This is a genomic window from Formosa algae, assembly GCF_001439665.1.
In the GTDB taxonomy this organism is placed as follows: Bacteria; Bacteroidota; Bacteroidia; order Flavobacteriales; family Flavobacteriaceae; genus Formosa; species Formosa algae.
This window is the reverse complement of sequence record NZ_LMAK01000078.1, coordinates 1-13,991: the sequence shown is the minus strand read 5'-3', so window position 1 is coordinate 13,991 and position 13,991 is coordinate 1. Positions and strand designations below refer to the sequence as shown.

Here is a 13,991-nt window from a genome sequence, read left to right as displayed (position 1 = left end):
TTTTTTTACAAAGCTCAACTGTTTAATTCTATTACGCAATTACAATTAACTTACGTAAGTTGTCAAATTGGTGCCAACGGTTGGGCTATGAGTAGTTGCGTGGGTTAGCACTTAACTGTGCAAGTACACACCAAGCTGAAAATCCGCGAGGATTTTCAGAAGTAGGCGAGAACAAGCAATTACTTATAGCCATTGTTGTAACCAGTTATTTTCAGTTCAATTTTCGTTTAAATTCTAGTATTTCAGACATATAAATTTCATTAAGAAACTCATTGTATTTATCATCTCGTTTGTAATCCATATTATTTTCCGCTTTCAATATATTCTCCTTGGCTTTGTCTATTTGACCAAGTTTTTGGTAAGTTTTAGCCATTCCAAAATAGGATTCAGGAACATTTTCGGTTTGTTTTAATGCTCGTTTAAATTCGGTAATCGCTTTTTCATAATTCCCAAGTTCATATTCACAAAGTCCGAGATAAACGAAACTATGTATGTCAGCCCAATCCTCTTTTTGGTTCTCAATGTTGCGATTAAATAATTCAATTCCTTTGTTATAGTCCTTTTTCCCGAAATAGCATTCTCCTCGCAAAAAGTCAATATCTTCTCCCCAAGGTGCATCTACAAATTTTGGTGTTAAACTGTCAAGTCGGTCAAAATCCTCAAGAGCTTTATCAAAGTCTCTCATTTTTCTTAATCTTATCCAACCTCTGTAACCTAAATGTAATTTTGGGTCGAGTTCTACTGCTTTATTTAAAAATTTGAATCCTTCAGTGAAATCACCAGATTTATTGATGTCTACTGAATATTCAAAATAATCATTACTATCGTTTGATTGAAAACTAATTACTCTCTTTTGCCTTTCTATGCTTTTTTCTTTGAAACTTTTAGTCTTAAAGTAAGCGAAAGAAATAAAGGCTAATAGAAATACAGTTATGATTCCTACGATTATTAAAAATATTTTAAAAAATCTCTTCAATTTGTCCGTTTTTAATTTTTATTCTTATCAAATAAAATGTTTTTGTTTCTGTATCATTTGTCCAGTTGGATAAACTTTTTGAGATTTTTCTAATTTTTTTAATCAAAGTCCCATTGTTAAACTCTGTTGGTTGATAATCACTGTCAACCTCAAAAGTTTCTTGATTACAGAAATTACCATATTTGTCTAAATGAATTCTTAATGTAATAAAACCATTATTTGGTTCAATATTCTTTTCTTTAATTGTTAGTTCTTTAAATGCTTTTCGGATAGTAATATTTTCTCCCAATATTCTTGTATTATGACGCTTTTCCTTAAAGTCAATTCCAATTATAGAACTGTAATAGGGCGAGGAATGCTCATCACAAAGAGGTGTGTCATTTTTACACGAAAAAATCACAAGAATTATAATGATTGCAAAAGGTTTCTTCATAATTGGTTACAACTCCTTTTATACCAAATAAACATTCGTTTATCCTGTAGTTATCTCTTATTAAAGTAAGACTTTTAAAAATACCACAATTCTGCCATTTCCTTTTACTGTAAAACCGTAAATATGTAATTTTTTTAAGATAGTTAGTCGAGGGTTTAGATTCTGTTTTTTGGTTTTAAGATTATATTGTTTTGAGCTGCTCTTTATCTAAACTGTTTTGGTTTTGTTTGCTGGCTAGCATTTTTAGCAATATCTAAGATTCTTTTTTGCCTGGTTTCTGTTCTTTTGGCAGAAACAACCCAGTACAATAACATCTTCTTTGCCGATTTACTTAGACTTTCGAAGTATGTTAAAGCACCTTGGGAATTTGTTAATTCAGCTTTTAAGTCTTCCGGAATTATAACCGCTTCTATTTGGTCTAAAATGGTCCAAGATCCGTTTTCTTTGGCAAGTTCAATGCTGTTGTGTCCAGCTTCCGTCATTAATCCTTCATCAATTAAAGTGGTCACTTTATTCTTGTTTATTTTAGACCAATTGCTTTTGGCTTTCCGTTTACAGAAATACTGTTTGTAACGGTCTTTGTCTATGGTTTTTTTAGTACTGTCTATCCATCCAAAACAAAGGGCTTCGTCTACAGATTCACTCCAACTTAAGTTGTAGTTCGGAGTATTTTTCTTATAAAATATAAGCCAAACGGCAGCTTTATTTTTATGATGTAATTCTAGCCATGTTCTCCAATCTTGTTTATTAGTGGGGCAAAAGTCTTCAACGTCTGTCATGCTACAATTTAGAATTTTATAAGCGCATAATCATCCATTTGGTAAACAGTTAATACGGTCATGGCAGACAATGCTACTTTTATTTCTGGTAGTAAATCTGCTTTATTGTAACCGCTATGCGACATGGATTGCCCACAAAGGAAAATTTCTACACCCATTTCTGACAGTGATTTAATGAGTTCTATATTGGGGTTCTCTACCTTATACTTGTCTTGATATGCAGCTGCAGATAATGCGTCTTTGGTGGCGCCACCGTGTAAAATTACGGCGAGATGAATCTGCTCTTTTGGAAACCCGTAGCGTACATGTAAATTGTAATAGCGATGCAGACTAGAAATGATGGTGTTTAACTGACTTGGATCGGATTGCTTTCTATCTACATCAAATATAGCTTTGAGTTGTTTAGAAGTGTCTGGTTTGTGATCTAAATGAGTAACAGTATAGACTGGACCAATATTGTCGAATACAGGTCCGGTTGTTGCTTTTGTATGTTGTCCGTAAGAAGCGATTGCGGCTGTAAAGCATACTGCTAAACACCAAGTGTTTAAAAAGTTACATTTCATAGTTAAGTGGTTTATTGGGTGTTATGGTATACATAAAAGTGCTGATGTGTTTTAGTGAAGATTCTGCTTCAGAAATCAGAAGCAAGCACATAAAGCCACTGACATTAATAAACCTAAAACTAGTAATTTTTTAGTTACGGTAAAGCTGTCGTTTTGTTTTATTGCTGAAAACCCCAATCCGTGACTATTGATTAATGGTTAATAGCACATATATTAAAGCCACTGTGAGTATAATTGTTGTAATAGCCAATAAGTATGGCTTTTTAAACTTAAATTACTTTATGCGTTTTAGAGTATTATAAGCGTTTAAAGACTCTATTTTCAAATCAAAATATTCATTATAGTTGTAATCGTTTATAGGGCATAGTTTTTTTCGTCTTATTCTATAGGTAAAAGTAGAGTGGAAGGTTGTCCAATTTTCATCAGACTTATGTGCTTTCTTCTGTTGTATATCTAAAAATAGAGTGTCGTTTTTTTTGTTCCAATATCCTTTATATTCGGAATATTCCAATTCGTGAAATCTGTAAGAAAATATACGATGGAAGGTGTTGTCTTTATATAACACTAAACTGTCCAATTCTAAATAATTCCATGTTACACCGCTTAAAAATCTGGATTTTGTTTTTTCAGATTTAAATTTATATTCAGCGTGAATATCTTGTCCAAAAAACTCAATCCAGACACATAAACATGTTATAATTAATAAGGGTGTCTTTAGGTGTATCAATGTTTTTTTATCCAGGTTTTAACGGTTTTGTATGCACTAATTTAGTCATTTTAATACGTCTAGTTATATATTTTAATGCAAACCTTTACCTTAAAATCGGGATTGTAAAACAATGATTCTCTTGGAGCTATTTGATTAAAAACAGTAATTTGTTTCTTTTTTATAGACTAAAATTCTTCCTCGGTCATTTGGTTATTTAGCATGGCGCCTGCTATGTTTCCTGTAGCAACAGCATATGAAACAGCTCTTAAAGCACTTGCATTGTCGCCACAAGCAAACACTCCGGTTACGGTCGTTTTTTGAAACATATCTACTTTTATAAGGTTTTGTTCTGTGAGTTCGCAACCCAATTCTTCTAAAATTTTACAATGTTGTTCAAAATCCGGGCGCGAGTAAATGGCTTTTAACTTAAACGTAGAGCTGTCCTTAAACACAAGGTGTTTGAGGTCACCGTTTTCATGTTGTAATTCGGCAACTTCTTTTTCTATTATCGCAATGTTGTGTTGTTTTATTTTATCGGTTTGTTCTTTTGTAAGCGTAGATGCTCCATTGGTAAAAATAGTTAGCTCTTTTGTCCAATTGCGAATAAGTTGGGCATAATGAAATGCAACGTCTCCATTGGCTAGAATTCCGGTGTGTTCACCTTTTACTTCGTAACCGTGGCAATACGGACAGTGTATGACAGAAATACCCCAACATTCAGAAAAGCCTTTAAGATCTGGCATGATATCTTTTACTCCTGTGGCAAAAACGAGTTTTTTGGCTGTAAATGTTGCGCCAGTTTTAGTGGTAATGGCAAAACCATTATCCGTTTTTGTTCCGCTAACAGCAAGACCATTATGAATTTTTACAGTATCATATTTTAAAACCTGTAATCTAGACTGTTCTGCAATTGCGCTTGGTTTTTCTCCATCTTGAGTGATAAAATTATGCGAATGTGGCGTTTGTCGGTTGCAGGGCAAACCGCTATCAATGATTAAAACCTGTCTTAAGGAGCGTCCCAAAGCCATCGCCGATGAAAGTCCCGAGTAACTTCCGCCTATAATGATTACGTCAAAATTTTTTGTGTCAGTCATAAAATTGATTTTTGAAAAAGATGTTAATGGAAAAGCCAATGCCGTTAAAGCAAGTCCGCCTTGTTTAATGATTTCTCGTCTAGTCATTGCCTAATTTTTTGCTAATATAGAAAAGTTTTTGTTAATGCGAACAAGTTGCAATAAGTTAATGCGAATATTTTGCATTAAATTTGCAGCAGAAAAAATATAGAGATGAAACGCAGGAATACACCATCAAAAGAAGCTGTATTAGATTTATTGGCACATACAGGAAAGGCCATGAGCCGAGATGCTATTGAAAAACAATTAGAAGTAGACATTGATCGTGCTACCATTTACAGGGTTTTAAACCGCTTTTGCGAAGATGGAATAGTACATAAAATTGTTGCTGAAGATGGGAAACAGTATTTTGCTGTATGTATTACAAGTGATGAGAAAAAAATACCAGATAATCATTTCCATTTCCGCTGTACCAGTTGTGAAACTATTGAATGTCTTCCCGAACCTGTTCATTTTGCTGTACCTGTTGGCTATACTGTAGAGCGTATAAATTGTGTGCTTAGCGGAATTTGTAAAGATTGTTCTTAAATATGTTTCTGTAAATCTAAATTTAGCATGTAACGGTTAGTGGTTACTGCCAGCGTATGTGAATAGATCTTGTTCAATTTGAATGATTTCGCCACGGGTTAAACATTCACAGCATTTGGTTTTAGTGTTTCAGTGCGTTGCGTTCGTATAACGTTGTCCATTTTAGTCCAAATTTGAATAATAGATATAACATTAAAAAGAAAAAAACATGGAAAACAACAACTCCTAAAGTCCAGTTTATCCCAAGGTCTCCACTAAGTATAATTTTTAATATTAGGAGCGTATTCGGGTTTTTAGAAATTCTATATATAAAAAATATGGTGAGATAAGATGCCAGTAATAAAAAGGCAAATCCGATTATTTTTTTTATCATAGTAGCTTTTACTGTATTCAATTCAGCGTATTTAGTATTGTTTCATTTTTAAGTTTGGTCTGCAATATTTAGAAACCTGTTTGTGTCTGATTTGTTGCTAGGTTAAATTGACTAATTTAGAAGATTTTAAGGGTGTTTTTTTAATTCTGAGGACATTTTTACAACTCAGGAAGAACATGGCAAGTCATTATATAGGTATTAGCTGTAATTTTTTTTATTTCTAATTCTATACGTTCTTAATAAATTTTCCATGTCTTTAGGTGTAATGTCAAAGTCGTCAATTTGCAAACTTTCAAAACCTTCTTTAAAATCAAAATTTAAATATGCACTTGCGTGATTTCCGTTGTTTTTAATTAGTACTTCTTCATTTTTAATTTCGCTCCAATTCTTAAAATTCACTTGTATTGTTTCAATTCCTTTGTCGTTTATTATTATTTGCGGTGCTGTAATCGTAGCTTTTTTGAAAGCTTTATAAGCGTAATAAATTCCACCGATTATAAATAAAGAACCCATTATGTAACTTCCCGAATCTAATATTAGATATATTCCAAGAATTGAACAAGCTATCATAATAAACATCTGAATCAAGTTCGTTGATTTAGAATAATATATAGTTTTTGATTTTGGTGCTGAAAAATCTTCTTTGAAAACATCTTCTTCCTCAAATTTCTTTTCAAGAAGTTTCAGTTTTCGTTTTTGCTTAGGACTTTTTATTTCTGTTTTTTCAAAAATTTTCCCATCATTCCAGATAAGTTTTTCAGCAATTGCTCTTTTTTTTAATTCGTGAACATTTCTAACATTATCGAAAGCCCAAATTCTCCATTTGGTTATCATAAAACTCCAAACTAACCAAGCAACTATAAATCCAATGATAAAACTAATTACAACTCCCCATTTTGGAATTGAATTATTTTGAGCTAAATAAAGTGCCAAAGCAGGAATTCCGAACATGGATACGAAAACGGGTATGTTTACAATTAAATGTCCTCTGTTTATAGCTTTGTTTACTGAAATTTCTTCTCTCATTTTTAACATTCTGTCTCAATGAATGTCCACGTGTTTGTATAGAATAGTTACGTGTTCAAAAACACCTAAAGTTAGCAAATAAATCATAAATTGAAAGTCTGTGTGGATTTTTGTAAGTAAGCAAGTATTTGCAATTAATGATATGCAGTGTAGCTACTGTATTAATCTATTTATTCTTTTAATAGCTTCTTTCGGTTCATCTCGTAATGTCATAATATGAGATGTTTCTGTTTTCCAAAATGTTTTAGGTTCGTTGGCGTTTTTGAAAAGATTTTCTCCGTGACTAATAGATACTTGTAAGTCGTTAGCGCTATGAATGATTAATTTTGGTATATTTCTTATCGATTTAATGTCTCTTGAACCCACATATAATTGATTAAAACTTTCGGGATGATGTCTCGCTCTGTTTTTTAAAAATTCAAAAGGGGCGTAATCGATGGCTATTTTTTGAGCAGATTCTAAAGCGCTATCTAGTACTAAAGCATCTACATGTTCTTGATTGTCCATAGTGATTTTAATAGCTAATTGTCCCCCTAACGACATGCCGTAAACAATATGCTTTAAACTATCTGTTTTAGTTTTGTCTAGAAAATCTTTAAATGCAACTTCAGTATCTTTCAAAACACCTCTATAATTAGGTGAACCAGTAGATTTACCATATCCACGCCAATCTGCTGCATATACATTATATCCTTCATCAATAAGTGGTTTGTATAGTGACGACCAATAGGCAGCATTACCTCCTGAACCGTGAATAAAAAAAACGTTCCCTATTGGTTGTATGGACGGCTTAAATAGATAGGTGTATATTTTGATTGAATCATTTACTTCTAATTCATATTCTTCAAAATCAAATTTTTCTAATGATACAATCTCTTTTAACGGTCCATAAGAAAGTTTTGATTCATCTTGATTAATCATCGCTCTTAACATATCATCAGTCTGATATTTGTATATGCCAAATCCTATTCCCGAAACTATAATTAGTAATATGGCATAACCTACAATTTTTAGTGCTCTTTTCATTTTGTTTATTTTTTATGTTGAGACAAATCAAACTAAAAAAATAAACACATTAAAAAATGAGTTGTGGATTGCCGTATTTAGTGGTGAAATAGGTGTTTTTGGTATGAACTGTATAGGCAAAAGGGACTAATGGAATACCGCTTTCATGTCTTTATACGCCATTCTGGAGATGGGAATATCTTCGTTGAGGTTTTTTAAGACAAGCACTGCTTTCTGAGAATTACCCTCAATTTTAAATGCATGTTCTGGATTTATTAAATAAGAACGATGTGGTTTAATTAGAAATGGGGCTTGGTTTAAAATTTCAGATAAACTAGCTCGCAACATCTTACTTTTTAATTTTTCATCGCTATAATATACCTTCACATAGTTATCGATAGATTTTACATATACGAGTTGTTCTTTAAAAATCATCAATTTATCATTAACGCTTTGTCCCGTTAAAATTATTTTTTCTGATGCAATGTCTTTAGTCTCAGTATTCTCATTGTTATTCGTATTCAAATCTTTTATTCGACTTTTAATAATGAGATAACGTAGTACCGATTTAGGAAAAATAAGTAAAGGCAGAATGGGTAAAACAATATAATATAAAAAGAGTATTAGCCTTAGAAATGATAAGGGTTGATTTTCGAAAACTAAATCTAAATAGATATAACCAAGAATTGCTCCGGTTAGCGACGATAGGATAAGAAATATTATTTCATTCCAAAGTGTCCATTTTTTGTGTAGTTTATAAAAGTAGTTTTCTACAAAGTGTGCTACAGTATAATTTAAAAATTTTACTAACCCAAAACCTAAAAGTAAAACGTCTCCATATTTATGGTTGAAATTATTTAAATTGAAAGGCTGTAACGTAATTAAAATAAAACTTAATAAAAGGCCCAGGATTCCACCAATAATGATGTGAATTTTAAAAGAAGCATTATAAGGAAAAGGTGTATTAAATGTCATTAACGTTACTATTAATTATATGGTTTTTTATGGTAGCTAGCGGATTATGAATAATATTAATTGCGTGGTTCAGCACTTGATTTTGCAAGTACATATTAAGTTTAAAATGTTCTTGGAATTTTAAAATTAGGCGAGAATAAGTAATTAGTTATTGCCATTGTTGTAATCTGTGTTTTTATCTATTCTATGATTTTCAAACATTTCAATTGCAGATTTTAAAAATCCAAACATTCCTAATCCGGTAATAATAAGTCCAATGGATAATTCTTTAAAAACTCCAGAATTCACGAAATAGTATCCTGTTAATCCAAATATCAGAAATAATAGAATCATAAAGCTTAATATTATAATCATAATTTTTCCTTTCTTTGGGTTTTTCCAAACCTTCTCTGAAAACGTGTTTTGCGTTTTAGTGGTATCTTGTAAAGACGAAAAACTCATTCCTAGTCCCATAAAAATTAGTGCCGAGTTCAGCTTTAAAAAAATTAAATCAGGGTTTTTTTTAATCTCTTCAAGACCATTAAGGTATGGGCTAAAAGAAAAATATAATGCCGTTAGCATTAAAGGATACTGAAAATAACTTACATAGTGGAAAATTGTTTTGTAATTCATTAATACATGCTATTTTCTTGTTTCCAATTCATTTTTTATTTTTTTCATATTTCTATAATTTAGGAAAACTATTGAGCTTAATGAAAAAGGAATAATCATTAAAGAGATAAAAACGCTTTTATTTTCTTTTGCTATTAATCCGTATATACAGACGCAAAGCAATAGGGCTAAAACTATAATTAGCGAAATTGTTGCTGATTTTTTAATTTTTAACTCACTATTTAGTTTTTTAGTCGATTTATCTTTCATATTAATAATGGTTGCAACGTTTATACAAGAATAGTTGCAAGTTTTTATGCGAGGACTTTCTGAAGGAAAATCGGATACTAGTAAACAAAGCAACTCACATTGATTAAGCACAAAATAGCAATTTTTTATATACTTTGTTAGGCACAGTATTTTTTATTCTTTTACAGTAACATATAAATTTGTCGGAACGTGTATTTCTTCATTTTCTTTATTGTTCATTTTAAAAACTGCGACTAATTTAATATTGTGCTCTCCAACTTTTTCTGGAATAAAACTATACATGAATTTATTATCCGTGAGATTTTCGAAAATCAGCTTATCAGGTTTTCCATCGCTAGTAGTCGTGTAAACATTATAAGTCAGTAATTTTTCAGGGTAATTAAAAAGAAATTTCACGTCACTTTTTTCATTTACAATAAATTCAGGTTTAGCAGTCAGTCCGACAATGTTTGAGCCTAAAACTTTATAATAGTCCGCTTTAGAAATCGAATCGGTCAGTTTTTTATTTTGAATTTCGAGGTCAGTAATCCGATTATTTAATTCCGATATTTTCTTTTCATTGCAGGAAACAAAGAAAGTCAGAAGTATTAAAATTAATCCGAAATTTGTTTTTTTCATAATTGTAGCTAACGTTTATGTATAAGGAAAGTTGCGTGTTTGTGTGCGAGGATTTTCCGAAGGAAAATCAGAAGCTAGCAAACGAGCAACTAACTTTGGTTTAGCTAAAACTAGCAATTTTTTTTATACGGTGTTAGCTTTAGTTTTTTAATTCAGACGTTTCTTTTATTTTCGTTATATTCTTTCCGAAAACATTATTCTTTATTTTCTTATAGGCGGCAATTCCAACAACAAATTGCAATAAAAAAACAAAAACTATTGAAAAACCAATTAGTGTCAAATACAAATCAGGTTTAATTCCTTTGAAATATATAAATCCAATCATAATAATAGTCATATAACCAAATGACCTTTTATTTGGATATGGAATCATTCTTTTTAAAGTTCTATTTTCAAATTGAAATAAGAAATACGGAGAATAATAGTCTGCATAATTTTCAGGTTTGTAACGTATTATATATTCATTCTCTTTTTTCCATTTTGTCGAGATTGATGAGCCATTTTTCAAAAACACTTTTTTAGTTTCTCCGAGTTGAGAAGGTGTGAATTCCATTGAAATATGATTCATTTTATCGAATGTCATTTAATTAAAGCTAACTCCTAATATACTAAATAAACGTTTGTTTATCCCGTAAAGAGTCTTGGTTATAATTACAATTCTAAAAATAATACAATTTGGACTAATGTGTTTACAGTAAAACCGTAATTAATTCAGTTTTATTAGCGTAAGGAGAAACACTATTAATGCTTTTAATGTGTAACAACTACTTTACCAATGGCTGTTTTGCTTTCAAGTCTTGCGTATGCTTCATCTACTTGTTCTAACGTAAACTGTTGTACGTCAAGTAAAGGTTTTAAATCTCCAGCTTCAACAAGTGATGTAAGGTGTTGTAAAATGTCTCCGTGCTGTTCTCTTTTAAAATTGTGTAGCATGGGGATAAGCATAAATACAACGTGTAATGAAAGTCCTTTAAAGTGCATAGTGCTTAAATCTAGATCGCATAAGGATACTGTAGTAGCCACTTGACCGTTTAAAGCTGTGGCTGCAAAAGATTTAAGGATGTTTTCTCCGCCAACTGTATCATAGACTACATCAAAGCCAGCACCATTAGTATGTTTGTTTACATAATCTTGAACCGCTTCAGTTTTATAGTTTATAGATTTTGCTCCATAACTTTCTATAATATCCATTTGTTGCTCTCCGCCAGCAGTCGCATAAACGGTTGCCCCAAGATGTTTAGCGATTTGTACAGCTAAATGTCCAACACCTCCAGTACCACCATGTACTAAAACGGTTTGTCCTTTTTTTACAGAGGCGCGCATTAAGCCTTCATAAGCTGTTATCCCAACTAATGGGAGTGAAGCGGCTTCTTTCATGCTTAAGTTTTTCGGTTTTCTAGCAATAAGCTTAAAATCTGCAGCTATATATTCTGCCAATGTCCCTTGTAAATCTCCTAAACCTCCCGCGCAACCATAAACGTCATCTCCTATAGAAAATCCAGTAACAGCGGTCCCTATAGCCTCAATTGTACCGGCAAAGTCCATGCCTAATATCGCTGGAGTAGCAGGTGAAAAGGGGAGTGCTGTGCCCATATTTTTAATCATGGTGTCTACTGTATTGATGCTAGATGCAAAAATTTTCACGAGTACTTGTCCGTTTTTAAGGTTGGTGTTTCAACATCTTCAGATGTAAATGTTGCATGTGTTCCATAGGTGTTAATTGTCATTGCTTTCATATTGTATTGTTTTAATTACTATAAAAATTATAGTTGCAAAAATATGTATAGTAATGTATATTTGCAATAACGGTCAAAATGGATAGTAGATATTATATGGAAAAAACAGAACAAAACATGCTTCATTTTAGAGGGAAAGCCTACCCTTGTTGTGCAAGTTTAACTATGGGCATTATTGGTGGAAAATGGAAAACGGTGATCTTATATCATTTAATTGAAAAGACCTTACGTTATAATGAATTGAGGAAAGAAATGCCTACGGTTACCGAAAGAACATTGAGCTTGCAGCTTAAATCTTTAGAGGAAGATGGACTAATTAAAAGAAAAGTATATACGTCTAAACCGCCATTGAAAGTAGAGTATAGGTTAACTGATTTTGGTAAAACCTTAATTCCGTTAATTCAGTCTATTGCAGATTGGGGAGATTCTGTGGTTAAAACCTATGGAAACAAGTAGTTTATAAAAGCTTGTTGTAGAGTGCGTTTATTTCATTTTTGATGTAAATATATTCTTAATTATATCTAATTCTTTTTTGTACTTTAAGTCTGTTCTTGATGCAAAATATAAGGTGTTTTCTGTTTTTACTGTTCCTTCCCAAACTAAATGGATATGGTTTTTTAAAATGTGTTCCTGACATAAAAAATCGGGCACTACTGCCAATCCGTTTTCATTGTTTAAACATCTAATAATTGACGTTATATTCGGTAAAATATAGTTGGGCTTAAAAGCAGGCTTTTTATTAAAGTTTTCAAACCAAAAACGCCTAAAATGTTCCATTTCGTTTGAAGAACTATACCATACGTTTTGAAGTAGCTCGGCTTCTAACTTGTTAAAATCTTCCGTTTTAATATGCTTTTATTTTAAATGTCATTGTTTAATATAGCAAGGTGTTTTTTCACTTTTGTACGACTCTATCAGACCCAATATACCCAAGTTAATCTAACAAGATCAGGGGTTAATATACTGTCTATAGAAGATACCGTTATTACGTATGTTTTAAAGTAACAGGTAAAGGCCTAGCAAAAGTATTTCAGATACAGCTCCTAAGTGTTGCAGCAGTCAATTGTGAGTAAGCGTTATTTTTTAACAATTAATCTTTTATTTGGAATGTCTATTGTTATTATGTCTCCAATCCAATCTATGCCCATAATTCCTTCGTGTATTAGTCCTGTTATAAACTGTGCGTTAATATCTTTAGATTGAGTATGGTTATTAACATCACTAAGTTTATCTAACTTGGTAAAGTAAAATGTATTACTAAGCTCTGGTTTAAATGTACTGGATCTCACTTCACTTTTTAGGTTTAAAGTGTCTATGTTTAAGTATTCCATATACCTTGAATTAAAGCGATATACTCCAAAACCGGCGCCACTATCTAGATTGACAAGTAAAGACAGTTTGTCGTTTAATTTAACATCTGTAGCAATTCCAATAGTAATATCTTTATCGCTATGTATTTTTATAGGCATTTCAAAATCTGCAGTCGTCACTCTAGACTTTAAAGAAGCCTCGTTTTCTACTACTAATTGTTTGTTTTTAAAATCTATAGTTATTGGTTTGTTTCTAAAGGGAGTTAAAGAAATAAGACCATCAATAGGGAAGTCTAAATCGTATACAGCAAATAATTCGGTGTTCATTTTAAAAGATTCCATTTCAAGAGATTTAGCATTCCAGATGTCTGTCATAATCTCTTCGCCAGTAGCTCTGTGTCCGGTATGGAAATGTTGCGTTTTCTCTAAATTTATTACTTTATCTGCGTACTTTTTAATTAAAAGATTCATTCCTGCTCCAGTATCAAATACGAATTTACCTTCTATACCATTAACTTTTGCAGATATAAGGATGTGTCCATTTGGCGTTAGTTCAAAAGGAATTACAACGGGTTTTGATTGTGTTTGCGAATGGAGTTGAATTGAACAGAACAAGAGTAATGTAATTAATACGTTTTGCATATGTAGTGGTTTCGTTATACATATATTAGACGATTGCACCATGATTTTGTTACTTTTAGGTATAAAGCAACAGGGGTTTATTATTACTGTTTGCGAAGTCTCAAAAGCTTTAACTCATTTATAACCAATAAGGAAGCATAGCAATTGTCTTGCTAAAACAAATTGAAGAGTTCAATGTATTTTATTTAATCTTTGATTTCACAATCATCTCTTTTTTTAAAGCCCAAAACGTAAAGGCCCAAATACAGATCTGAGCTAGCATAAAGCAAATGATGCTTTCTTTATCTATATCATAATATTTAGTTTTACCACTGTTAAAAGTTA

The 13,991-nt window shown here is 31.7% G+C and carries 18 protein-coding genes; 2 read left to right on the top strand and 16 right to left on the bottom strand.

What is annotated here, in order from left to right; genetic code table 11:
* Positions 1 to 211: 211 nt before the first annotated feature.
* From AST99_RS16775 to AST99_RS16750, 6 genes are all read right to left on the bottom strand, one after another.
* Positions 212 to 976: a tetratricopeptide repeat protein gene (locus AST99_RS16775; RefSeq protein WP_057783761.1), complete on the bottom strand. Its 765-nt coding sequence runs from the start codon at positions 974 to 976 to the stop codon at positions 212 to 214.
* Positions 960 to 1,409 (bottom strand): hypothetical protein, encoded by a 450-nt coding sequence (locus AST99_RS16770; protein WP_057783759.1) that lies wholly within the window; start codon positions 1,407 to 1,409, stop codon positions 960 to 962. The genes AST99_RS16775 and AST99_RS16770 overlap by 17 nt, the downstream gene beginning before the upstream one ends.
* Before the next feature lie 203 nt (positions 1,410 to 1,612).
* Positions 1,613 to 2,188 carry a YdeI/OmpD-associated family protein gene (locus AST99_RS16765; RefSeq protein WP_057783757.1) on the bottom strand — a complete coding sequence of 192 codons (576 nt, stop codon included), beginning with the start codon at positions 2,186 to 2,188 and terminating at the stop codon, positions 1,613 to 1,615.
* A gap of 8 nt (positions 2,189 to 2,196) precedes the next feature.
* Positions 2,197 to 2,751: a DsrE family protein gene (locus tag AST99_RS16760; RefSeq protein WP_057783755.1), complete on the bottom strand. Its 555-nt coding sequence runs from the start codon at positions 2,749 to 2,751 to the stop codon at positions 2,197 to 2,199.
* A 274-nt stretch (positions 2,752 to 3,025) separates the two neighbouring features.
* Complete coding sequence (locus AST99_RS16755) at positions 3,026 to 3,478, bottom strand: hypothetical protein (protein ID WP_057783753.1); 453 nt, start codon at positions 3,476 to 3,478, stop codon at positions 3,026 to 3,028.
* Positions 3,479 to 3,645: 167 nt separating this feature from the next.
* The gene (locus AST99_RS16750; RefSeq protein WP_232301642.1) at positions 3,646 to 4,641 is read right to left on the bottom strand and encodes an NAD(P)/FAD-dependent oxidoreductase; all 996 of its coding nucleotides are present in this window, start codon (positions 4,639 to 4,641) and stop codon (positions 3,646 to 3,648) included.
* A 105-nt stretch (positions 4,642 to 4,746) separates the two neighbouring features.
* On the opposite strand from AST99_RS16750, the gene AST99_RS16745 reads away from it, so the two are divergent.
* The gene (locus AST99_RS16745; RefSeq protein WP_057783752.1) at positions 4,747 to 5,121 is read left to right on the top strand and encodes a Fur family transcriptional regulator; all 375 of its coding nucleotides are present in this window, start codon (positions 4,747 to 4,749) and stop codon (positions 5,119 to 5,121) included.
* A 571-nt stretch (positions 5,122 to 5,692) separates the two neighbouring features.
* Here the strand turns inward: AST99_RS16745 and AST99_RS16740 are convergent.
* The 8 genes from AST99_RS16740 to AST99_RS16705 all read right to left on the bottom strand — a co-directional run bounded on the left by AST99_RS16740 (position 5,693) and on the right by AST99_RS16705 (position 11,623).
* On the bottom strand, positions 5,693 to 6,520 hold the full coding sequence (locus AST99_RS16740; protein ID WP_057784047.1) for a hypothetical protein: 828 nt from the start codon (positions 6,518 to 6,520) through the stop codon (positions 5,693 to 5,695).
* A gap of 153 nt (positions 6,521 to 6,673) precedes the next feature.
* Entirely contained in the window at positions 6,674 to 7,546 is an 873-nt protein-coding gene (locus AST99_RS16735) for an alpha/beta hydrolase (protein WP_057783750.1), read from the bottom strand.
* Between the two features lie 126 nt (positions 7,547 to 7,672).
* A complete protein-coding gene (locus AST99_RS16730; RefSeq protein WP_057783748.1) occupies positions 7,673 to 8,500 on the bottom strand; it encodes a LytTR family DNA-binding domain-containing protein in 828 nt (275 codons plus the stop codon).
* Positions 8,501 to 8,644: 144 nt separating this feature from the next.
* Positions 8,645 to 9,112 (bottom strand): hypothetical protein, encoded by a 468-nt coding sequence (locus AST99_RS16725; RefSeq protein ID WP_057783746.1) that lies wholly within the window; start codon positions 9,110 to 9,112, stop codon positions 8,645 to 8,647.
* Positions 9,113 to 9,121: 9 nt separating this feature from the next.
* The gene (locus tag AST99_RS16720) at positions 9,122 to 9,361 is read right to left on the bottom strand and encodes a hypothetical protein (protein WP_057783744.1); all 240 of its coding nucleotides are present in this window, start codon (positions 9,359 to 9,361) and stop codon (positions 9,122 to 9,124) included.
* Positions 9,362 to 9,514: 153 nt separating this feature from the next.
* Positions 9,515 to 9,979: a hypothetical protein gene (locus AST99_RS16715; RefSeq protein WP_057783742.1), complete on the bottom strand. Its 465-nt coding sequence runs from the start codon at positions 9,977 to 9,979 to the stop codon at positions 9,515 to 9,517.
* Positions 9,980 to 10,118: 139 nt separating this feature from the next.
* A complete protein-coding gene (locus tag AST99_RS16710; protein ID WP_157486443.1) occupies positions 10,119 to 10,547 on the bottom strand; it encodes an OadG family protein in 429 nt (142 codons plus the stop codon).
* Positions 10,548 to 10,729: 182 nt separating this feature from the next.
* Complete coding sequence (locus AST99_RS16705; protein ID WP_232301641.1) at positions 10,730 to 11,623, bottom strand: zinc-dependent alcohol dehydrogenase family protein; 894 nt, start codon at positions 11,621 to 11,623, stop codon at positions 10,730 to 10,732.
* A 209-nt stretch (positions 11,624 to 11,832) separates the two neighbouring features.
* On the opposite strand from AST99_RS16705, the gene AST99_RS16700 reads away from it, so the two are divergent.
* On the top strand, positions 11,833 to 12,171 hold the full coding sequence (locus AST99_RS16700) for a winged helix-turn-helix transcriptional regulator (RefSeq protein ID WP_057784044.1): 339 nt from the start codon (positions 11,833 to 11,835) through the stop codon (positions 12,169 to 12,171).
* 27 nt (positions 12,172 to 12,198) lie between these two features.
* Here the strand turns inward: AST99_RS16700 and AST99_RS16695 are convergent, their stop codons facing one another.
* Both AST99_RS16695 and AST99_RS16690 read right to left on the bottom strand, forming a co-directional pair.
* Positions 12,199 to 12,492, bottom strand: coding sequence for a hypothetical protein (locus AST99_RS16695; protein ID WP_198151540.1), 294 nt, complete (start codon positions 12,490 to 12,492; stop codon positions 12,199 to 12,201).
* Positions 12,493 to 12,791: 299 nt separating this feature from the next.
* Positions 12,792 to 13,667: an aspartyl protease family protein gene (locus AST99_RS16690; protein WP_198151538.1), complete on the bottom strand. Its 876-nt coding sequence runs from the start codon at positions 13,665 to 13,667 to the stop codon at positions 12,792 to 12,794.
* Between the last annotated feature and the right edge of the window lie 324 nt (positions 13,668 to 13,991).